20 protein-coding genes are annotated in these 21,198 nt (G+C 74.6%); 9 read left to right on the top strand and 11 right to left on the bottom strand.

Features of this window, described 5'->3' with window-relative positions; translation table 11 throughout:
• Window positions 1-95, top strand: a 95-nt coding sequence (locus ACIPW5_RS22810; protein WP_351857368.1) for an adenosylhomocysteinase, incomplete at its 5' end; no start/stop codon positions are given.
• A 14-nt stretch (window positions 96-109) separates the two neighbouring features.
• On the top strand, window positions 110-787 hold the full coding sequence (locus ACIPW5_RS22815) for a maleylpyruvate isomerase family mycothiol-dependent enzyme (protein ID WP_401248188.1): 678 nt from the start codon (window positions 110-112) through the stop codon (window positions 785-787).
• A gap of 81 nt (window positions 788-868) precedes the next feature.
• Here ACIPW5_RS22815 and ACIPW5_RS22820 read toward each other — a convergent pair whose 3' ends face one another.
• On the bottom strand, window positions 869-1,612 hold the full coding sequence (locus ACIPW5_RS22820) for a PIG-L deacetylase family protein (protein ID WP_401247780.1): 744 nt from the start codon (window positions 1,610-1,612) through the stop codon (window positions 869-871).
• A gap of 145 nt (window positions 1,613-1,757) precedes the next feature.
• Here ACIPW5_RS22820 and ACIPW5_RS22825 point away from each other — a divergent pair, with 145 nt between their 5' ends.
• The 3 genes from ACIPW5_RS22825 to mshA all read left to right on the top strand — a co-directional run bounded on the left by ACIPW5_RS22825 (window position 1,758) and on the right by mshA (window position 6,839).
• The gene (locus ACIPW5_RS22825; protein ID WP_401247783.1) at window positions 1,758-3,557 is read left to right on the top strand and encodes an asparagine synthetase B family protein; all 1,800 of its coding nucleotides are present in this window, start codon (window positions 1,758-1,760) and stop codon (window positions 3,555-3,557) included.
• Between the two features lie 176 nt (window positions 3,558-3,733).
• Window positions 3,734-5,305 (top strand): class I tRNA ligase family protein, encoded by a 1,572-nt coding sequence (locus ACIPW5_RS22830; RefSeq protein WP_401247785.1) that lies wholly within the window; start codon window positions 3,734-3,736, stop codon window positions 5,303-5,305.
• A gap of 217 nt (window positions 5,306-5,522) precedes the next feature.
• Window positions 5,523-6,839, top strand: coding sequence for a D-inositol-3-phosphate glycosyltransferase (gene mshA / locus ACIPW5_RS22835; RefSeq protein ID WP_401248191.1), 1,317 nt, complete (start codon window positions 5,523-5,525; stop codon window positions 6,837-6,839).
• Window positions 6,840-7,286: 447 nt separating this feature from the next.
• Here mshA and ACIPW5_RS22840 read toward each other — a convergent pair whose 3' ends face one another.
• The 9 genes from ACIPW5_RS22840 to ACIPW5_RS22880 all read right to left on the bottom strand — a co-directional run bounded on the left by ACIPW5_RS22840 (window position 7,287) and on the right by ACIPW5_RS22880 (window position 15,211).
• The gene (locus tag ACIPW5_RS22840) at window positions 7,287-8,339 is read right to left on the bottom strand and encodes a LuxR C-terminal-related transcriptional regulator (RefSeq protein ID WP_401247788.1); all 1,053 of its coding nucleotides are present in this window, start codon (window positions 8,337-8,339) and stop codon (window positions 7,287-7,289) included.
• A gap of 224 nt (window positions 8,340-8,563) precedes the next feature.
• A complete protein-coding gene (locus ACIPW5_RS22845) occupies window positions 8,564-9,004 on the bottom strand; it encodes a Fur family transcriptional regulator (RefSeq protein ID WP_401247791.1) in 441 nt (146 codons plus the stop codon).
• A gap of 86 nt (window positions 9,005-9,090) precedes the next feature.
• Window positions 9,091-10,002, bottom strand: coding sequence for an SAM-dependent methyltransferase (locus ACIPW5_RS22850; protein WP_401247793.1), 912 nt, complete (start codon window positions 10,000-10,002; stop codon window positions 9,091-9,093).
• Between the two features lie 169 nt (window positions 10,003-10,171).
• Complete coding sequence (locus ACIPW5_RS22855) at window positions 10,172-10,651, bottom strand: GNAT family N-acetyltransferase (RefSeq protein WP_401247795.1); 480 nt, start codon at window positions 10,649-10,651, stop codon at window positions 10,172-10,174.
• A gap of 149 nt (window positions 10,652-10,800) precedes the next feature.
• The gene (locus ACIPW5_RS22860) at window positions 10,801-11,709 is read right to left on the bottom strand and encodes a M56 family metallopeptidase (RefSeq protein ID WP_401247798.1); all 909 of its coding nucleotides are present in this window, start codon (window positions 11,707-11,709) and stop codon (window positions 10,801-10,803) included.
• On the bottom strand, window positions 11,706-12,095 hold the full coding sequence (locus tag ACIPW5_RS22865; RefSeq protein WP_362467711.1) for a BlaI/MecI/CopY family transcriptional regulator: 390 nt from the start codon (window positions 12,093-12,095) through the stop codon (window positions 11,706-11,708). Before ACIPW5_RS22865 ends, ACIPW5_RS22860 begins: the two co-directional genes overlap by 4 nt.
• 180 nt (window positions 12,096-12,275) lie before the next feature.
• Window positions 12,276-12,557, bottom strand: coding sequence for a metal-sensitive transcriptional regulator (locus ACIPW5_RS22870; protein ID WP_401247801.1), 282 nt, complete (start codon window positions 12,555-12,557; stop codon window positions 12,276-12,278).
• A gap of 9 nt (window positions 12,558-12,566) precedes the next feature.
• A complete protein-coding gene (locus ACIPW5_RS22875; RefSeq protein WP_401247804.1) occupies window positions 12,567-14,825 on the bottom strand; it encodes a heavy metal translocating P-type ATPase in 2,259 nt (752 codons plus the stop codon).
• Between the two features lie 95 nt (window positions 14,826-14,920).
• The gene (locus ACIPW5_RS22880; RefSeq protein WP_401247807.1) at window positions 14,921-15,211 is read right to left on the bottom strand and encodes a cation transporter; all 291 of its coding nucleotides are present in this window, start codon (window positions 15,209-15,211) and stop codon (window positions 14,921-14,923) included.
• 192 nt (window positions 15,212-15,403) lie between these two features.
• On the opposite strand from ACIPW5_RS22880, the gene ACIPW5_RS22885 reads away from it, so the two are divergent.
• The 4 genes from ACIPW5_RS22885 (at window position 15,404) to ACIPW5_RS22900 (ending at window position 19,611) form a co-directional block, all read left to right on the top strand.
• Window positions 15,404-16,381: a hypothetical protein gene (locus ACIPW5_RS22885; protein ID WP_401247810.1), complete on the top strand. Its 978-nt coding sequence runs from the start codon at window positions 15,404-15,406 to the stop codon at window positions 16,379-16,381.
• 59 nt (window positions 16,382-16,440) lie between these two features.
• Window positions 16,441-16,773, top strand: coding sequence for a metal-sensitive transcriptional regulator (locus ACIPW5_RS22890; RefSeq protein WP_401247813.1), 333 nt, complete (start codon window positions 16,441-16,443; stop codon window positions 16,771-16,773).
• A 112-nt stretch (window positions 16,774-16,885) separates the two neighbouring features.
• A complete protein-coding gene (locus ACIPW5_RS22895) occupies window positions 16,886-18,268 on the top strand; it encodes an MFS transporter (RefSeq protein WP_401247816.1) in 1,383 nt (460 codons plus the stop codon).
• A gap of 65 nt (window positions 18,269-18,333) precedes the next feature.
• Window positions 18,334-19,611, top strand: coding sequence for an NAD(P)/FAD-dependent oxidoreductase (locus ACIPW5_RS22900; protein WP_401247819.1), 1,278 nt, complete (start codon window positions 18,334-18,336; stop codon window positions 19,609-19,611).
• A 42-nt stretch (window positions 19,612-19,653) separates the two neighbouring features.
• Here ACIPW5_RS22900 and ACIPW5_RS22905 read toward each other — a convergent pair whose 3' ends face one another.
• Window positions 19,654-21,078 carry an amino acid permease gene (locus ACIPW5_RS22905; RefSeq protein WP_401248194.1) on the bottom strand — a complete coding sequence of 475 codons (1,425 nt, stop codon included), beginning with the start codon at window positions 21,076-21,078 and terminating at the stop codon, window positions 19,654-19,656.
• Window positions 21,079-21,198 lie beyond the last annotated feature (120 nt).

A 21,198-nucleotide genomic window follows, 5' to 3' on the forward strand; every position in this document is an offset into this window, starting at 1 on the left:
TGGGCGTCAAGCTCACCACCCTGCGCCCGGAGCAGGCCGCCTACATCGGCGTCAAGGTCGAGGGCCCGTACAAGCCCGACCACTACCGCTACTGACGGCCGTGGCCATCATGGAAGCGGCCGCGGAGGCCGAAGCCGAGCCCCGCGACCCCTGGCTCCCCGACCGGCTGCTGCGCACCGAACGGGACGCGCTGCTGCCGCTGCTGCGGCGTACCCCGGAGGCGGCGTTCGGGCTGCGCACCGCCTGCCCGGGGTGGACCGTCCGGGACGTCCTCGCGCACTGTGCGGCGGCCCTGGTCCGCATCGTGGAGGGCCGGCTGGAGGAGGGGGTGTTCCTGCCCGCCGCCAACGCCGCCGACGTGGCCGAACGCGCGGACTGGCCCCTCGTACGGATCCTGGACGAGCTGGAGCGCGGCCTCACCGAGGCCGGCCCGGTCATCGCCGGGGGCGACGGCACCCTCGACGCGGTGGCCCTGGGGGAGTGGATCCACGCGGGCGACGTCCGCGCGGCGTTCGGGGAACCCGGGGAGTACGCCGGCGACAGCCTGCCGCTGGCCCTGCCCCTGCTGAAGACGGTCAGCCGCAAGCGGGAGACGCCCCGGCTGCTCGCGGACATCGGCGGCCGGGGAGGCCCGCTGGTCCTGGGCAACGAGGTGCCCGGCCGGGCCCCGGCCCGCTTCCGGGGGGACGCGGCGACGCTGATCCGCCTCTACTCCGGCCGCCCCCTGGTCGCGACCCGCTACGAACTGGCGGGCGCGGCCGAGGCGGAACTGCTCGTCTACCGGTGACCCCGGACAGCACGACGGCCGGGCCCCGTACGCCCCACACGGCGAACGCGGCCCGGCCCCGGCGGAACGGCTCCCGCCCGGTCATTCGATCCTGACGACCTGGAAGGCCTCCGCCATCCGGCCCGGGGGCAGCCCCGCCGCCTTGGCGTGCTCGCCCAGCCACTCCCGCAGCAGCCCCGCCAGGTCGTCGAAGTGCGCGGTCTGCGAGGTGTGGATGCGCAGGGCCTCGACCTTGCGGTCGAAGACGGGGGTGACGTCGATGTACTGGTTGGGCGTCGGCCCGGTCATCAGCCACAGCTCCGGCACGATCCACGGCTCCAGGCCCTCCTCCTTGAGGAGCTCGGGGTGCGCGAACGGATTGCGCGCCTCGGGGTAGACGGCCCGCAGGGCGGCGTCGCCCACGGCCCGGTGGTCGGGGTGCAGGTCCGCGATCCGGCCCCAGTTGATCTCCGGGCTCGGGATGACGACGCGCTGCGGCCGGACCTCCCGGATCACCCGGCACAGGTCCCGGCGCAGCTCCACGCTCGCCTCGACGTAGCTGTCGGGGTAGCCGAGGAAGCGGACGTCGTCGACGCCGCTGCGCTTGGCCGAGTGGACCTGTTCGGCGCGGCGCAGGTCTCCCATGGCCTGGCGCGGGAGCTGCTCGTCGTAGCCGCCCGCACCGCCGTCGGTGACGATGCAGTACGTCACCCGGGCGGTGCCCTGCGCGATCCACCGCATGACCGTCCCGCTGACGCAGAACTCGATGTCGTCCGGGTGCGCGGCCACGACCAGCAGGGATTCGGGGGCGCTGCGGTCTATGCGATCGGTCGCGAAGTGTTCCATGCGATCAGCCTGTTGGGCGCGGGCACCGGCCGCAAGGCGGCTCCTTTGGCGTACACGCGACATGTCGCCTCTACGCCACGCGCAGACTTCACTGCTCCACATCGTCGAGGGAACCACGTGCGCGTGGGAAGCGGAGGCGTCCGGCATGGGCAGGATTTTCGGCTCGCTCGCGGCCGGGGCGGCGCCGCCCGACCCGGCCGAGCTGGCGGCGGTCTCGGCCCGGCAGCGGCACGGCGGGCCCGACGGGCACCAGGTGCTGCGCGGGCCGGGGTGGGCGCTGGGCTGCGACCGGCTCGCGGTGACCGACCCGCGCGGCGGGCGCCAGCCGTACCGGCTGGCCCACCTGCCCGGGGTGACCGCCGTGCTGGGCGGGGAGATCTACAACCACGCCGAGCTGCGGCGCGAACTCGCCGCTCGCGGCCACCGCTTCCCCGACCTGTGCGACGGCACGCTGCTGCCCGCGCTGTACGCGGAGTACGGCTCGGGCTTCGCGCGGCGGCTCGACGGGATGTTCGCCGTCGCGGTCCTCGACGTCCGCGCGGCCCCCCGGCTGGTCCTCGCCGTCGACCCGACGGGAAGCAAGCCCCTGCACTACCACCAGGGTGCGGACGGGGCCTTCCGGTTCGCCTCCGAGATCCCCGCGCTGCTGGCCTTCGACGGGGTGCGGGCGGCCCCGCGCGCGGACAGCCTGGACACCGTCCTGGCCCTGCGCACGCCGATCTCCGCCCGGACCGCCCTGGAGGGCATCGGCACCCTGCCGCCCGGTGCGACGGCCGTCGTCCGCCCGGGGCGCCCGGCGGCCCTGCGGCACCGGCCCCCCGCCCCCGAAGACCCCGAGCGGGCCCGCCGGTCCACCGCCGACGTGCTCCGCCGGGAGGTGCGCCGCCTCGGGCGGGCCGACGTACCGGTGTGCGTGCTCACGAGCGGCGGGCTCGCCTCGGGCCTGGTCACCGCGCTGGCGGCCGAGCACGCCCGGGAGACGGGGGCGCCCGCCCCGCACGGCTTCCACCTCGGCCACCGGGGCCGGTGGCCCGGCCGGGAGGCCCCGTACGCCCGCGCGGTGGCCCGGCACACCCGTACGGTCCTCCACGAAGTCGCCCTGGACCCGGCCGAGCTGGGGTCGCTGCTGACCCTCACCACCCGGCACCTGGGCCAGCCCGACGCCGACCCGGCCGCGCTGAGCACGTACGCCCTGTTCCGGGCCGTGCGGCAGGCCGGGTACAGCGTGGCGCTGACCGGCGACGGCGCCGACGAACTGTTCGGAGCCTCCGCGCGGACCCGGCCCGCGGCGGGTGGGCCGTTCGTCGCCGACTGGGCCGCCGCCTACGCCGACGGGCTGTCCGCCGCGCCCCGGCTGCTGCGCGAATACCTGTACACGCCCGCCTACCGGGCCTTCATCGCGGAGCGGGGATCGGCCGCCGACCGTGTCGAGCGGGAGCTGCGCTCGGCGGGCGGTGACCGGGTCGCCGCGGTCGCCGCGTTCGAGAGCCGCTGGCTGCTCCCGGCCCGGCACCTGCGCCGGCTCGACCACCTGGGCATGGCCTCCGCCGTCGAGGCCCGGACGCCGTTCTGCCGGCCCCCGGTGGCCGCGCACGCCCGGTCCCTCGCGCCGCGCCTGCTCCAGGACCGGCGCGCCCTCGCCGAGGCCGGGCGGGAGCTGCTGCCCAAGGCCGTGCAGCGGCGGCCCCGCCAGCCGTTCGCCCTGCCCGTCACCGCGCTGCTCGCCCCCGGCGGGCCGCTGCTGGAACCCGTACGGGAACTGCTGTCGGCGGAGCGGCTGGCGCGGGCCGGACAGGTGCGGCCGGACCGGGTGCGGACCCTGCTGGCCCGTCAGCTGGAGCGGCCGTCGGACCACGACGCGCTGGCGCTGTGGGCGCTGGCCGTGCACGAGCTGTGGACCGAGGTGGTGCGGGGGATGCGCGTGCCGCTGGACTGGGCCGCCTGAGGGCCGCGGGCCCGGCCGCGGGAGGGCCCGCTGGCGTGTCCACGCAACGGCGCGAACGCGCAAGCCAATACCAGACCGGGCGGTTCGTTTCTCTGTCAGTCTTGGCTGGGCACCCGCTGTTCCCTTCCGTTCCGAGCCTCGCTGCGTCCTTCGCACCACAGCGTCAAGGAGGTCCCATGAGCACCCCCGTCTGGATCACCGCGACCCCGCCGGCCACCCACGGCGAACTGCACGTCGGCCATCTCGCGGGACCGTACGTCGCCGCCGACGTGCTCGCCCGGTTCCTGCGGGCCGAGGGCGAACCCGTCCGGTTCACCACCGGCACCGCCGACCACGCCAGCTCCGTCCACGTCCGCGCGCTCCGCGCCGGCCGCAAACCGGAGGAGGTCGCCGAGGGGTACCGGGCCGCGATCACGTCGGACTGGCTGCGCTCGGGCGTCGAGTTCGACCACATCGTGCGCCCCCGCCAGGACAAGGGCTACCGGGGCCGGCTGACGGAGCTCTTCCGGCAGCTGTACGCGGACGGGGTCATCGCCGCCCGCACCCGCCTCACCCCGTACTGCGAGCCCTGCGGGCGCTGGCTCCACGGAGCGCACGTCACGGGCACCTGCCCGCACTGCGCGGCGGTCGGCGACGGCGGGATGTGCCACGAGTGCGCCCGCCCGAACGACGGCGGCGACCTGCTGGACCCGCACTGCGCCCTGTGCGACTCCCCGGCCCTGCCCCGGCGTTGCCGGCGGCTGTACATCCCGCTGGAGCCGTACCGCGAGGCGCTCGCCGAATACTGGGCCGCCACCGGCCTGCCGCCGAGGCTGGCCGCCCTGTGCGAGTCGCTCGTCGAGGACGGGCTGCCGGACATCGCCGTGTCCCACCCCGCCGAGTGGGGGCTGCCCGTACCGGTCGACGGGTTCCCCGAGCACCGCATCGACGGCTGCTTCGAGGCCGCTGCCATGCACCTCTTCGGCCACGGCGACCGGCCGCTGCCCGAACGGTCCGTCCACTTCTGCGGGTTCGGCCACGCCTTCTGCCACGCGGTGCTGCTGCCGGTCCTGCTGTTCGCCCAGGGGCTCAAACTGCCGCAGCACTTCTGCGTCAACGAGGCGTACGTCATCGAGGACGAGGCGCTCGTCTGGGGCTCCGGCCAGAAGGCCTGGGCGCTGGACCTGATCACCGAGTACGGCTCGGACACCCTGCGCCGGCACGTCCTCCAGGCCCGCCCGCTCGGCCGCCGCACGGCCTTCCACGCCGACCGGCTCGCCGCCGCCCGCCGGGAGCTCGACGAGAGCTGGAACAACTGGCTCTCCGGGCTCTTCGCCGCCGTCCGCGAGGAGTGCGCCGGACTGGTCCCGGCGGCCCTGCCCGGGGGCTCCGGCTGGGAGGTGCTGGAGCGGCGGCTGCTGCGCGGGCTGGAAGACCTGCGCGAGGCCTACTCGCCGGACGCCTTCGACCCACGCCGGGCGGTCGCCCTGCTCGACGAGATGGTGCGTGCCACCGCCGACTTCGGCCACGTGAACGCGCACGAGGCCGACCGCCCCGCCGCGGGCCGCCACCTGCCGGTGCTGGCCGCGCAGTTGGCGGTGGCCCGGGCGCTCGCCGCGTGGGCGCGCCCGGTGATGCCGGAGGGCGCCGACCGGCTGGCCGCCGCGCTCAAGGCGGAACCGGGGGGCCCGGTCTCGGCCGCGGCCCTGGTCCCGCCCGCCCCGGGCACCCGGCTGGCCCCGCCGTCGGGCCCGGTCTTCGGCTTCTAGGAGCCCCGGCCCGGACGACGGCAAGCCCCCCACGACGGCACGACCCGCACGACGGCAAGCCCCCCCCACGACGGCACGACCCGTACGACGGCACGACCCGCACGACAGCAAGACGACAGAACCCTTCTTCGCCGCGTGACCGCGCGCCGGTCGCCCGGTGGCCCGGGGCGGACGCGGCCCCTGCCCGTAGGAGCTCCACGTGTCCCTGCGCGTCGCCATGCTCAGTGTCCACACCTCGCCGCTGCACCAGCCCGGCACCGGGGACGCGGGCGGCATGAACGTCTACATGGTCCAGCTGTCCCGGGCCCTCGCCGAACGGGGCGTCGAGGTCGACCTGTTCACCCGCTGCCGGGGCGAGGCACGGCCCTCCCCGGACGCCCTCGGCCCCGGCGTCCGGGTGCACCACCTGGAGGCCGGCCCGCGCGCCGCCCTCGCCAAGGAGGACATGCCGGCCCTGGTCGTCCCCTTCTCGCTGGCCCTGCTCAAACAGGACCGGCGCTACGACCTGGTCCACTCCCACTACTGGCTCTCCGGCCAGGCCGGCCGGATCGCCGCCGCCGGCTGGCGGATCCCGCTGGTGCACACCGCGCACACCCTGGCCCGGGTGAAGAACCGGGCGCTCGCCGACGGCGACGCCCCCGAGCCGGAGCTGCGGATCCGCGGCGAGCACCAGGTCGTCGGCTCCGCCGACCGCCTCATCGCCAACACCGCCGACGAGGCGCGGGCGTTGCGCGAGCTGTACGGGGCCGAGGAACGGCGTACGGAGATCGTCCGGCCCGGTGTCGACCTGCGCACCTTCGGGCCCGGCGGGGGGCGGGCGGCGGCGCGGGCCCGGCTGGGACTGCCGGCCGACGCGTTCGTCCCCCTGTACGCGGGCCGGATCCAGCCCCTCAAGGGCCCGGACGTGATGGTCCGCGCGATCGCCGAACTGCTGCGGCAGGAGCCGCAGCTGCGCCGGCGGACCGTCGTCCCGGTGGTGGGCGGCGACTCGGGGGCCGGCCCGGCCGGCGAGGCCTGGGAACTGGCGCGCGAGCTCGGGGTGTCGGACGTCCTGCGGCACTTCCCGCCGGTGCCGCAGCCGGAGCTCGCCCAGTGGTACCGCGCGGCGGACGTGCTGATGGTGCCCTCGCGCAGCGAGTCCTTCGGGCTGGTCGCGCTGGAGGCCCAGGCCTGCGGAACCCCCGTGCTGGCCTCGGCGGTCGGGGGGCTGCCGACCGCCGTGCGCGACGGGGAGACGGGGCTGCTCGTACGCGGCGACGACCCGGTGGAGTACGCCCGGCGGCTGCGCTGGTTCGCGGGACGGCCGCAGGAGGCGGCGGAGATGGGGCGGGCGGCGGTGCGCCACGCGCGGAGCATGAGCTGGCGGGCGGCGGCCGGGCGCACCCTGGACGTCTACCGGGACGTCCTGCTGGAGGAGCGCTGGGGCCCGGAGGTGAGTGAGGCAGGAGCGGCGGCACGCTCCTGCCTCGCCGACGCCTCTCCCCTGGAGGGCCGAGAAGGCCGGAAGGCCACCCTAACAGCTCTTTTGAGCTGACCAAAGGTGCGCAGGTGTAACGTGTTCATGAACTCCAGATCCGCCCTAAAGGCGCTACAGGAAAGTGGCCCGGACATGGAATCCATATGAGAATGGAGATGTCTTCGACGGAATACCGGCGGCACGGATCCGTGAAGACGGAATCACTATTCTGACTTCCTGGAGGAATCATGTCCGCCGTGCACACCACCGGAATCCGCGCGAACTCCCGTCACGCCGCCCCCGCCCGCCCGTCCTGTACCGCGGCCGTCGCCTTCCGTGCGTCGTCCCGCTCGGAAGACAACGGCTGGGACTGAACGTCCGCCCCGCTCCGGCGGACCGGGCCCCGCGACCGCCTCCGGCGGATGCGGGGCCCTTTCGGGTTCCGGTCCGGTGTCCCCTTACCCCGCCCGACTATTGCGGCGGTATTTCGGCGGATCGCCGGATCGGGGCCGGTGCCCTGTGAAATCAGTCCAGCCAGCCGAGCCGCTGGGCGCGTACGCCGGCCTCGAAACGGCTCGACGCGCCCATTTCCTGCATCAACTCGGACAGCATGCGGCTGACCGTCCGCAGGGATACCCCGAGGTTCCGCGCGACCTTTTCGTCCTTCATTCCCGCGGCGAGCATTTTCAGGGCGGCCCGCTGCTGCTCGGACAGTCCGTCGCCGCCGAGTTCCGGCGCGGCGTCGTCGCCGTACGGGGTGGCCGCGTGCCAGCAGTGCTCGTACAGCGCGAGGTAGGAGCGGACCAGGGCGGGGCCGCGGGCGAGGATCGCGCCGGCCGCCCGGTCCTCGGGGTGCACCGGCAGCACGGCGAACTGCTGGTCCGCGATGATCATGTTCATCGGGACGGCGGGGGACAGGCGGATCTCCACTCCGGCCTCGACCCGCCGGCGGAGCATCTCCACCGCCTCGGGCGAGGTGGTGATGCGCTGGTGGTAAATGGCGCGGATACGCACGCCGTTGTCGATCTGGCGGCGGTCGCGGCTCAGCACCCGGTCGGCGACCTCCCGGACGAGGGCCGTCACGTGCATGGAGGTCAGGTCGTGCCGGATGACGTCGGTGATGTCCTCCAGCACCTGCTGGATCCGGCCGTAGTCGTCGAGGATCTCGACCTCGACGTCGGAAGCGTTCAGCGAACCGGGCTGCAGAAACCTTCCGACCAGGTTCTCCAGCGCGCTGTACGCCCGGTCGGACTCGTCCAGGTGCTCGCGCAGCCGCTCGCGTTCGCGCTGGAGCATCCGCAGCAGGGCGATCTCGGGGTCGACCACGGCGACCGCGTCCGGACCCGGCTCCCAGGCGCCGGACTGGAGGTCGGCACGGGTGGCGTGGGTGGTGCCGGTCGGCACGATCAGGCCGAGGGAGGTCAGCTCCGCGCGCCACTTCTCGTACTCCTCGGGGGCCAGCCCGAGCTCCCGGAAGACCTCGTTCAGGTCGGACACCCCGCGCAGGCGCAGCTCCTGATAGAAGGCCAGCACCCTGTCGGCGGACCGGATGCCGTCCCTGCCGTCGCCCGTTGCCATCGCGAAGCGACCCCCTCATCTTACGAATCGACAGTCACACTTTGGCACATACCTGCGGGAGGGCTCCCGCCCCCTCGAACGGGATGTGACGGGCGTCACAGGGTGCCTCTGAGGTGCGCGACTGCGCTCCGGGCCGGCCCGGACCGGGTGCCGGCGGGGGTGCTACTGGATCTTCCGCGGGCCAACTCCCTTGCCGCCCAAGGGAGACGGGGGGCGCGGGTCCGTCAGTCCTCCGGCGTCGCCAGGCAGTCGGGGCACAGCCCCCGGAAGATGACTTCGGCGCCGTCGTCCATCCGCCATGCGCCGATCGCCTCGCCCGCGGGCTCGGGCACCTCCGCCCGGACGTTCTCCACACGGCCGCAGCGGACGCACAGCGCGTGCTGGTGCGGCGGGCCGGCGATCTCGAAGACGGCCGGCAGGCCGGGGCGGTCGAACTTCGACGCCAGCCCGGTCTCCAGGAAGTGGCGCAGCATCTCGTAGACGGCCTGGCTGGTCAGGGTCCCGAGCCGCTCGCGGGCGGCGGCGGTGATGGACTCGACGTCCATGTGGCCGCCCGCGGAGAGCACCTGCAGCACTTCGAGCCGGGGGCCGGTGACGCGCAGCCCGACGTCACGGAGGCGCTGGATCACCGCCTCACGGCCGGTCGACCCCTCCACGACAGCCATCTCCCCGCCACCATCCGCGATCTGGTCCACTCAAAACTTTGAGGGCATCGTACCTCTTGCCCGGCTCGCAGAACGGCGGCGGCGGGTCAGCCGTCGACCCGGCAGACCAGCAGGACGCTCTCCGTCCGCTCGTCCAGGCGGTGGCGGCGCCGGCGCTCCACGTACAGGCCCGCCCCGTGCAGTTCGGCGGCCAGCCGGTCCGGGTCGACGATCCACTTCCGGGTGGACCCGGCGACGCGCTCGCTGCTCAGCCTGCCCGTGCGGACGGAGTGGTAGGTGATGTGCTCGCTCATGCCGTCCAGGTCGAACTCCTGGCGGGCCACCGTCCACTCCTCGACCCCGTCGTAGCGCGGCACCTGGAACGCCCAGGTGCGCGAGGGGTCTTCCGACAGCCCGCGCAGCAGGTGCGCCGTGAAGTCCAGGGCGAGCGCGCCGCCCGGCTCCAGGTGTGCGGCGATCTCGCGCAGCAGCCCCGGACGGGCCCCGGGCGGCACGGCGGAGATCATCGCCCCGGCCAGCAGCGCCAGCCGGTAGGTGCCCCGCAGCCGCAGCCCCTCCAGGTCGGCCCGGGTGGTGACCAGCCGCCGCGCCACCTGCGGCCCGATCCGCCGGCCCCACGCCCGCAGCCGCTCCAGGCTGGCGGCGTCGCGGTCCACGGCCTCGACCCGGAAGCCCTGGCGGGCGAACGGCACCGCGAGGCGTCCCGCGCCGCAGCCCAGGTCCAGGACCGGGCCGCCGCCGCAGTCCCGGGCGAGGCCCAGGTAGCGGACGATGTCCGCGCTGTGCGGGCCCAGCAGCGCGTCCTGCAGCCAGAGCGCGTCCTCGTCGGCGGGCGCGGCCGACTCCAGGCCGGGCAGGAAGCCCGCGGAGGACGGGACCGCGGCCGCGCCGGGCGCCCACGGCGCACCGGGGGCCGTGCGCGCGGACGCCGCGGACGGTGCGAACGGGGCGGGCGGGACCGGCAGGACGGGCGGGGACGTGCCGCTCGGGGTGTGCATCGCTCCTCCAGGGGTCGCTCGGTCCAGCCTCCGGGGCGGGGCGCCCGTGCCGCCGGGACCGCGCCGCTGGTCGAATCCTGTCCCGTACGGGAGGCCCGGGGCCAGAGCGGCGGGCTGCGTGAACACGCGATGGCGTGGATCTGCCACGCCCCGGGAGGGCGGGCGGCCGTCAGAGGGCGCGGCCGAGCCTGACCGGCGTGAGCGCGCCGAAGCCGTGGCGGGTGAAGAAGGGCAGGGCCGGGGCCCGTTCGACGGGCAGCGTGATCCGCTGGTACGCCGCCCCGTGCGCCCGCATCCGGCCGGTGGCCGCCTCCAGCAGCGCCGTGCCGACGCCCTGCCGCTGCCGGGCGGGGGTGACGCACAGGGCGTAGAGCTCGCCCTCGTCGGCGACCGGCACGCCGCCCGAGACCGCCCCGACGAGGGTGCCCTCGGTGTCGGCCGCGACCAGCCAGCCGAGCCAGGCGGGAGCCCCGCCGGGAATTTCTATTTCCGCTCTTATGCGGGGCAGGGCGCAATGGTCCGACACCAGCCGGCCGGCCCGGATTTCCCCGAGGGCCTCGCCGTAGCCGTCGCGAATCGCTTCGGCGAGGAGCCGGGAAATCGCCGTCGCGTCACCGGGCGCTGCCGTCCGCACGTCAGCCAGCAGCATTCTTTCCGCACCTCTCGCCGTACCGGTCCTGAGCCCGCACGGGCACAGAATAGCGGGCAATTCGAGTGGCCGGGGGCGCCGGTAAATCTACGAATTGGCTTAGTAAATAACCGGGTTGGGGGCGGCGAGAGGAAGAGGGCAATCCGCCGTCAGGACGTCCAACAACACGCGACCACCAGCGGAACGACCGTCGACACCGCCCCGGCCACCGCCAACACTCCGCGCAGCACCGGGCGTCCCGCCCGGCGCGGCCCCAGGATGCGCCGCATCCGCACGGCGGCCGACGGCCCGCCCGCCGCGAACGCCCGGCGCGGCGCGCGCCCCGAGGCCAGCGCGTACAGGGCGGTGGCCAGCGCGTCGCTGGAACAGCCGCGCAGCGCCCGGTCGTCGGCGGCCATCTCCAGCAGCAGCGGCACCGTGCGCCCGCCGATCCGGGCCAGCGGCAGCCGGCGGAAGACCGCCGAGTACGCCCCCGCCGCCGCGACCAGCAGGTGGTGGCGGCCGCCGATGTGCGCCCGCTCGTGGGCGAGCGCCGCGGCCAGCTCCTGTTCCGTCAGCACCTCCAGGGCGCCCGAGGACACCACGACCCGCCGCGAACGCCCCGGCAGGCAGTACACCGCGGGGCGCGCGTCCTCCAGTACCGTCGCGCCGAGCCGGGCGTCGTACCGGCCGACGAGGCGCAGCAGTTCGGCGTGCCGGGTGCGGGCCCGGCGCGCCCGCACCAGCTCCCGTGCGAACCCGGTGGCCGGCACCGCCAGCACCGCCAGCGCCGACGCCGCGGCGAGGGCCTCGCGCCCGGTGGCCGCGGCCAGCCGCGCGGGGGAGGGCGGGGTCAGGGTCAGGACCGCGTCGACGAGATGGTGGCTGGTCTCCGGCGGGAGCAGCAGCTGCGCGGGCAGCAGGGCCGTGGACAGGGCGAAGACGGCGCCGCAGACGACCCAGGCGGCCAGCCCCATCCGGGGCACCTGCTGGGCCCAGCGGGCGCGCACCAGCAGTAACGGCAGCACCAGACCGGTGATCAGGGCGAGTCCGAGGGGCGGCAGTACGTGGTGGTTCACCGGCCGCGCCCGTCTGCCGGGCGGTCGGTGCGGGCGGCGCGCAGGGCCTCGTCCAGGGCCTCCACGTCCTCGTGGGACATCCGCTCGACGAACCGCAGCAGCGTGGCCCTGCGGTCCTGGCTGTCGCCGAGCGCGTCCTGCATCAACGCCGCGGTGTACTCCTCACGGCTGCGCACGGCCTCGTACATCCAGGCCCGGCCGGATTTCTCGCGGCTCAGCCAGCCCTTGCGGTACAGGATGTCCGCCACGGTCATGACGGTGGTGTAGGCGACCTTGCGGACCCGGTTTATGTCGTCCACGATCTCCCGGACCGAGGCGGGGCGTTCCCACTGCCACACCCGGTCCATGATCTCGGCCTCCAGCTCTCCCAGCCGGCGTACGCGCATCCCTCTCGGCCCTCCCCCTCGCGAGCGGCTCATCGTACGGCCCGTCCCGGCGGCGGGGGCATACCCCGGACCGGTACGCGGGCGCCGCAACGCCCGCCGCCCCTCCACCGGACCGTGCGGTGGAGGGGCGGCGGGCGCGGGGCCGGGGGAGGGGCCCGTCGGCTGCGGATGGGCTGCGGATCAGGTGCGGATCAGGCGGGCGATGGCCTTGGTCGCCTCGCCGACCTTCTCCCTGGCCTCGTCCCCGCCCCGGGCGACGGCCTCGGTGACGCAGCAGGCGAGGTGTTCGTCGAGCAGGGTCACGGCGCAGGACTGGAGGGCGGCGTTGATGGCGGAGACCTGGGTGAGGACGTCGATGCAGTAGACGTCCTCGGCGACCATCCGCTGCACGCCGCGGACCTGGCCCTCGATCCGCCGCAGCCGTCTGATGACGTCGTCCTTGTGTTCTGTGTAACCGGCCACGGGGGCTCCTCAGTTGGCGGCGGCCCGGAAGCCGCGCAGACGCAGGCTGTTGCCGACGACGAAGACCGAGGAGAAGGCCATGGCCGCACCGGCGATCATCGGGTTGAGCAGTCCGGCCGCGGCGAGCGGCAGGGCGGCCACGTTGTAGGCGAAGGCCCAGAACAGGTTCGAGCGGATGGTGCCGAGGGTCTTGCGGGCGAGCCGGATGGCGTCCGCCGCGGCCCGCAGGTCCCCGCGCACGAGGGTCAGGTCGCCGGCCTCGATGGCCGCGTCGGTGCCGGTGCCCATGGCCAGGCCCAGGTCCGCCTGGGCGAGGGCGGCCGCGTCGTTGACGCCGTCGCCGACCATGGCGACGCTGCGGCCCTCGGCCTGGAGGCGCTTGACGACGTCGACCTTGTCCTGCGGCATGACCTCGGCGATGACCTCGTCGATGCCGACCTCGCGGGCCACCGTCTCGGCGACGGCCTTGTTGTCCCCGGTCAGCAGGATCGGGGTGAGGCCGAGGGCGCGCAGCCGGCGGATGGCCTCGGCGCTGGTGTCCTTGACCGCGTCCGCGACCTCCAGGACCGCGCGGGCCTCGCCGTCCCAGGCCACCGCGATCGCGGTGCGGCCGGCGGCCTCCGCCTCGGACTTGGCGCGCTCCAGGTGCGGGGGCAGCCCCATCGCCCATTCGGCGAGCAGCTTGCCGCGGCCGACGAGCACGGCGTGGCCGTCGACGATCCCCTGGACGCCGAGGCCGGGGATGTTGGCGAAGTCCTCGGGGGCGGGCAGGGTGCCGACGCGGGCGGCTGCCCCGGCGGCCACGGCCTGCGCGATGGGGTGCTCGGAGGCGTGCTCCAGCGCTCCGGCGAGGCGCAGCACCTCGGCCTCGTCGGTGCCCTCGGCGGTGTGGACGCGCAGCAGGGTCATCTGCCCGGTGGTGACGGTGCCGGTCTTGTCCAGGACGATGGTGTCGACCTTGCGGGTGCTCTCCAGGACCTCGGGGCCCTTGATCAGGATGCCGAGCTGGGCGCCGCGGCCGGTGCCGACCATGAGGGCGGTGGGGGTGGCCAGGCCCAGGGCGCAGGGGCAGGCGATGATCAGTACGGCGACGGCGGCGGTGAAGGCGGCCGCGAGGCCCGATCCGGTGCCGAGCCAGAACCCGAGGGTGGCCAGGGCCAGTCCGATGACGACGGGCACGAACACCGCGGAGATCTTGTCGGCCAGCCGCTGGGCGGCGGCCTTGCCGTTCTGGGCGTCCTCGACGAGGCGGGCCATCCGGGCGAGCTGGGTGTCGGAGCCGACCCGGGTGGCCTCGACGACCAGCCGGCCGCCGGCGTTGAGGGTGGCGCCGGTGACGGAGTCGCCGACGGAGACCTCCACGGGCACGGACTCGCCGGTGAGCATGGAGGCGTCGACGGCGGAGGAGCCCTCGACGACGGTGCCGTCGGTGGCGATCTTCTCGCCGGGGCGGACCAGGAAGCGGTCCCCGACCTGGAGGTCGGCGGTCGGCACGGTCACCTCGCGGCCGCCGCGCAGCACCGTGACCTCCTTGGCGCCCAGCTCCAGCAGCGCCTTGAGGGCCGCGCCGGCCTTGCGCTTGGACTTGGCCTCGAAGTACCGGCCCGCCAGGATGAAGGCGACGACGCCGGCCGCGGCCTCCAGGTAGATGTTCCCCGCGCCGTCGGTGCGGGCGATGCTGAACTCGAAGGCGTGCGTCATGCCGGGGGTGCCGGCGGTGCCGAAGAACAGGGCCCACAGCGACCACAGGAACGCGGCGATCGTGCCCACCGAGATCAGGGTGTCCATGGTGGCCGCGCCGTGCCGGGCGTTGGTCCAGGCGGCACGGTGGAAGGGCCAGGCGGCGTACGTGACGACGGGCGCGGTCAGGGTCAGCGAGAGCCACTGCCAGTAGTCGATCTGGAGGGCCGGGGCCATCGCCATCGCGATGACGGGGACCGCGAGCGAGACCGCCGTGACGAGCCGCTGGCGCAGGGGCGCGAGTTCGTCGTGCTCGGGCTGGTCCCCCTCGGGGCCGGTGCCGCCGTCGGTGCGCGGTGGCCTGGGCTCCTGCGCGGTGTAGCCGGTGGCCTCGACGGTGGCGATCAGGTCCGCGACGGAGATGTCGGCGTCGAAGGTGACCTTGGCCTTCTCGGTGGCGTAGTTGACGGTGGCCTCGACGCCGTCCATCCGGTTGAGCTTCTTCTCGATGCGTGCCGCGCACGAGGCGCAGGTCATGCCGCCGATGGCGAGCTCGACCTGGGCGGCGCCGGGAGTGATGGTGGTCATGAGTGCTGCTCCTCGTTCGAGCGCGGGGTGGGGGCCGGGGCCCGGTGGGACGGACGGGGCCCCGGCGGCCGGGTGTGTCGGGGACGGACCGGGTGTCAGGCCCGGCCGGTCAGCTCGTAGCCGGCGTCGTCGACCGCCGCGGCGATCGCGGTGTCGTCGGGCTCGCCGGCGGTGGTCACGGTGACCACGCCGCCGTCGACGTCCACGTCGACGGAGACGACCCCGTCGAGCGCGCCGACGGAGGCGGTGATGGCGGTCCGGCAGTGCCCGCAGGACATGCCGGACACGCGGTAGACGGTGGCGGTGGTGTCGACCACGGCCACGGAGGTGGTGGTGCCGCCGGCGTTCGTACCGCAGGTGCCTTCGGGGGTGCAGCAGGAAGACATGTGTTTCTCCTAGATCGGACCTCAGTCGTACCGATACCCGCTGGGGGTATCCGGCCTGACTCCAGATATACCCCCCGGAGGTATGCATCGCAAGTGTTCCTCCAGCTTGACTTGATACCCCTGGGGGGTATGGTGAAGTCCATGAAACCGCTGGATGCGGCAGTGGTACGTACGTCGTAGGGGAGATCAGCCATGAACACCGGAGTGAAGATCACGGTTTTCGCCGCAGCACTGGCGGCGACCTTCGGCACCGCCTACGGGGTGGGCGTGGGCGTGGGCCCCGTGGGCGCGCCGGCCAAGCCGGCGCACGGGGCCCACGCGGCGCAGGCGTCCGCCGGATCCGGCGGGTCCGCGGGGTCGGAGGGGCACGGGGGCCACGACGGGGCGGCGGCCCAGGGGCCGGCGGCGGGCGGGCTCCAGGTCTCGGAGGGCGGCTACACGCTGAGCCTGGAGACCCCGGCGATCGCGGCGGGCCAGGGCGAGCTGCGGTTCTCCGTCACGGACGCGCAGGGCCGCAAGGTCACCGACTACAAGACCGAGCACGGCAAGGAACTGCACTTCATCGTGGCCTCGCGCGACCTCACGGTCTACCGCCACCTGCACCCGGTGCGGGCGCAGGACGGGACCTGGTCGGCGCCCGTGGACCTGCCCGCGGCCGGTGCCTACAAGGCGTTCGCCGACTTCGCCCCCGCCGCGCCCGGGGCGAAGAACGTCACGCTCGGCGCCGACCTCTCGGTCCCCGGGGCGTACGCGCCCGCCCCGATGCCGCCCGCCGTGAACACGGCGGAGGTGGACGGCTACCAGGTGGCCCTGGGCGGCACCCTCGACCCCGGCAAGCCCGGCGAGCTCAAGCTCACGGTCAGCAAGGGCGGCAAGCCCGTCACCGACCTCGAACCGTACCTGGGCGCCTACGGCCACCTCGTCGCCCTGCGCGACGGTGACCTGGCCTACCTGCACGTCCACCCCAACGAGGGCGGCCCCGGCCCGGACGTCTCCTTCACCGCCACCGCCCCGAGCGCGGGCACGTACCGGCTCTTCCTGGACTTCCAGCACGAGGGCAAGGTGCGCACGGCGGCCTTCACGGTCGGTGCGGGCGGCGGTGCCAAGTCCGCCGCGGCGGCCCCCGCTGCCCCCGCGGCGCCGGAGGAGCAGGGCGACCACTCCCACTGAGCGCACGCACCCGGGATACCCCCCGGGGGGTTGCGCGCGGGACGAGACGCACGAGAGGCATGAACGGGAAGGGATCGATCGCCGTGTCCGCTTACACCGCACACCCCGCACGCCCCGCCCACCGTACGGACAAGGACGACGTCCTCAAACGGCTGCGCCGCATCGAGGGCCAGGTGCGGGGCCTCCAGCGCATGGTCGAGGAGGACACGTACTGCATCGACGTGCTCACCCAGGTCGGCGCCGCCACCAAGGCCCTCCAGTCCTTCGCGCTGACCATGCTGGAGGACCACCTGCACTCCTGTGTGGCCGACGCGGTCGCCGAGGGCGGGGACGGGGCGCGCGAGAAGGTCGAGGAGGCCTCCCGGGCCGTCGCCCGCATGGTCCGCTCCTGAGACCGGGGGCGGGGCGGCCGGAAATATCTTGACGTCGAGATGAATGGAGGGCAGGCTGCCCCGAGGTATCTCGACGTCGAGATACTTTTCCCGGGGGAGACGGAGGCCCGCCATGCGGGGGCTCGGCACGGCACGGCGACGCGGCACGGACCACCAGGAGGCCGACGGCGCCGACGCCGGCGGTGGACTCATCGCCCAGCTCAGACGCCCGCCCGGCGGCCGCGACGCCCGGACCATGCTGCTCGGCCAGCTCGTCGACCGCACCGGAAGCGGCGTCTGGGCCGCCTCCTCGGTCCTGTTCTTCACCTTCGTCGTCGGCCTCGACGCCGGCCGGCTCGGCCTGCTGCTCGGCGCCGGCGCGGTGGCGGGCATCGCCGGCCCGCCCCTCGCGGGCCACCTGGCCGACCGGCTCCCCGTGCGCCCCCTCCTGATCGCCTGCCACCTGCTGCGCCTGCTGACACTCGGTGCGATGCTCGTCGTCACCCGCTTCGAAGCGCTCATGGTGATCGTCGCCCTCACCTGCCTCGGCGACCGCGCGGCCAAGACCCTCGAAATGCTCTTCGCGACCCGCGTGGCCGGCGACCGGCGCGCCACCTACCAGGCCCTGTCGCGCAGCGCCGCCAACGCCGGATGCGCCCTCGGTGCCGGCCTCGCCGCCCTCGGCCTCGCCGTGGGAACCCGCAGCGCCCACGAGGTCCTCATCCTCGGCAACGCCCTGTCCTTCCTCGCCGCCGCCGCGCTGGTGTGGCGCACGCGCGAACCGCGCGGCCACGGCCGCCTGACCGCCCCCGCCGCCGGCGCCGCAGCACCCCCGGCGAAGGCCCCGGCCACCGGTCCCTGGCGCGACCGCGGCTACCTCCGCTTCGTCCTCCTCGACACCGCCCTGAACGTGGACGCCTCCCTCCTCGACGTCGGACTCCCGCTGTGGCTGGTCCACCACACCGACGCGCCGCACGCCGTCATCCCCGCCTTCCTCGCGCTCAACACCGTCCTCGTCGTCGCCCTCCAGCTCCCCGTGTCGGCGAAGGTCCGCGCACCGCGCCAGGCGGCCGGCGCCGTCGCCTGGTACGGGTTCTTCCTGCTCGGCGCCTGCGCCCTCCTCGCCCTCAGCCCCGAACACGGCCCCTGGGCCGCCTCCGCGACCCTGCTGGCCGCGGCCGCCCTGGTCACCGCGGCCGAGATGGTGCGCTCGGTGTCCTCCTGGGAACTGTCCGTCGCCCTCGCACCCCCGCAGGCGCGGGCCTCGTACCTGGGCGTGGCCGGGCTCTCCTCCTCCGTCCAGAAGGCCGTCGGCCCGCCGCTGCTGACCGGCGCCGTCATGGCGGCCGGCCCGCCCGGCTGGCTGGCGCTCGGCGCGGGCGTCACCGCCGTGGCCCTCCTCCAGCGCCGCACCGGCCTGCGCCGCCTGGACGCGGTGGACGCGGGAGCCCCGACGTCGCGCTCGGCCGCGACATCACCGCACTCCGGAACGGAACCATTGACAACCGGGCAGTAACCGGACTGCAGTTGGCCCCGCACCACTCCCAGGACCGCAGCACACCCGAAGGGGGCGATCAGCGCATGACCGAGCCTGAGAGCACGGGGGACGGCTACGACGTCGTCATCAGCGGGGCCAGCCTGGCCGGCAGTGCCGCGGCGATCCTGCTCGCGCGGCACGGTGCCCGCGTCGCACTGCTGGAACGCCGCTCGGACCCCGAGGCGTACAAGGTGCTGTGCACGCACTCCCTCACCGCCAACGCCCACCCGGTGCTGGACGGACTCGGCCTGCTCCCCGCCCTGGAGAAGGCCGGGGCCGTGCGCAACGAGGCGCGCTGGTACACCCGTTGGGGCTGGATCGAGCCGAAGGCCGCCCCCGCGGGACCCGCGCTGCCGTACGGGTACAACGTCCGGCGCAGCACCCTCGACCCGCTGATCCGGGCCCGCGCCGGGGAGACCCCCGGCGTCGACCTGCTCCTCGGCCACCGGGTGACCGGGCTGCTCCGGGAAGCCGGGCGCACCGTGGGGGTGCGGGTGAAGGCGCCCGCCGGCGAGCGGGAGATACGGGCCCGGCTGGTGGTCGGCGCCGACGGGAAGGACTCGGCCGTGGCCGGGCTCGCCGGCGTGCCCACCCGCAGCCACGAGAACGGCCGGTTCGGGTACCTCGCGTACTTCCGCAACCTCCCGCTGCACGGCGGGCTGGGCCAGACCTGGTTCCTGGAACCGGACATGGCGTACGCGTTCCCGAACGACGACGGGGTGACGGTCCTCGCGGTGCTGCCGGACAAGAAGCGGCTGCCGGCCTTCCGCGAAGACCTGGAGGGCAGCTTCCTCTCCTTCGTACGGGGCCTGCCCGAGGCGCCGCCCGTCGACTCCGCCGAGCGGATCAGCAAGATCATCGGAGCCGTCGACTACCCGCTCCTCACCCGCCGCCCGACCGCACCGGGCCTCGCGCTCGTCGGCGACGCCGCCCTGACCAGCGACCCCCTGTGGGGCGTCGGGTGCGGCTGGGCCCTGGAAACCGCGCAGTGGCTGGCCGAGGCGGTCGGCCCGGCCGCGGCGGGCCGCGGCGACCTCGACCGGTCGCTCGCGGCGTACGCCCGCACCCACCGGCGCCGGCTGCGCGGCCACCAGGCGCTGGCCGCCGACTACGCCACGTCCCGCCCGTTCAACCCCGTGGAGCGACTGATCTTCGCGGCGGCGGCCCGCGACGAGGCGACGGCCCGCCACGTGCACCGCTTCGGATCCCGCCTGATCGGCCCGGGGCGCTTCCTGAACCCCGGCGCGCTGGCCCGGGCGGCGGCCGTCAACGCCGGCCACCGGCGGACGGCCGCGGGCGGCGGTCCGGGCGCGCGCCGCTGAGGCACCCGTACCGCCGCCCGCCCCGCACGGGGACCCGGAGGGTCAGACGATGCCCTCCGCGATGTCCGCCTGCTCGCGCGCGTTGCCGTAGGCGGACGGGGTCCCGTACGAGCGCCGGGCGGCGTACCACCACACGCTGGCGAGGACCAGGACGACGGCCAGCGCGATCACCGCGTAGTTCATCGAGTCGATCGTGACCGGGGACTTCTGCGGCAGGCAGAACAGGACGGTGACCAGGGCCACCCAGACGACGGCGATCCAGCCGACCGGCTTCCCCCAGCGGCCGAGGCTCCACGGGCCGGGCCGGAACCGGTCGCCGGCCCGCAGCCGCAGGTAGATCGGAATGGCGTAGGCCGGGGTGATGCCGATGACGTTGATCGCGGTCACGGCACCGTAGGCGGTCGCGGACCACAGCGAGGGCAGCGCGAGGACGCCCGCGGCCGCGACCGAGAGCCACACGGCGGGGACGGGCGTCTGGGTGCGGCCGCTGACCTTGCGCCACAGGGCGGAGCCGGGGAGCGCGTTGTCCCGGCTGAAGGCGAAGACCATCCGGCTGGCGGCGGCCACCTCGGCGTTGCCGCAGAAGATCTGCGCGACGATCACGACGAGCAGCAGGGCGGTGGCGCCGCCGGAGCCGAGGGCGTCGAGGAAGATCTGGGCGGGCGGCACACCCGTGGCGCTGCCCTGGACGGCCGCGTAGTCCTGGATGGCGAACGTGAGACCCGCGAGCAGGGCGAACCCGGCGATCCAGGAGACCCAGATGGCCCGGACGATCCCCTTGGCGGCGGAGACGGAGGCGTTGGAGGTCTCCTCCGACAGGTGCGCGGAGGCGTCGTAGCCGGAGAAGGTGTACTGCGCGAGCAGGAGGCCGATCGCCGCCACGTAGAACGGGTTGGCCCAGCCGGTGTCGTTGACGAACTCGGTGAAGACGAACGAGACCGGCTGGTGGCGGTCGGGCACGAAGGCGAGGGCGCCGACGATCACGGCGACGCCGGCCAGGTGCCACCAGACGCTGATGGAGTTCAGCACGCTGACGAGCCGGACGCCGAAGAGGTTGAGCACGGCGTGCAGCAGCAGGATCGCCAGGAAGATCAGGAAGGTCGAGCCCGGGGTGGGCACGAAGCCGAACTGGAGGTTCAGGAAGGCGCCGGTGAACAGGGCGGCCCCGTAGTCGATGCCGGCGATGGCGCCGAGCAGGCCCAGCAGGTTCAGCCAGCCCGTGTACCAGCCCCAGCGGCGTCCGCCGAGCCGGTCGGCCATGTAGTAGAGCGCGCCGGAGGTGGGGTAGGCGCTGGTCACCTCGGCCAGGGCGAGCCCCACGCAGAGGACGAAGAGGCCGACGCCGGCCCAGCCCCACAGCATCACGGCCGGGCCGCCGGTGCCGAGGCCGAAGCCGTACAGGGTCATGCAGCCGGACAGCACGGATATGACCGAGAAGCTGATGGCGAAGTTGCCGAAGCCGCCCATCCGGCGGGCCAGGACGGGCTGGTAGCCGAGCTCCCTGAGCCGCTCCTCCTCGTCCTGGTGGGGCGGGGACTTCTGGTCCGGGCGGGCTGCCGGCGTGGTGCGCGACACGGGGGTACCTCC

Source organism: Streptomyces sp. NPDC090077 (assembly GCF_044747545.1).
Lineage (GTDB): Bacteria > Actinomycetota > Actinomycetes > Streptomycetales > Streptomycetaceae > Streptomyces.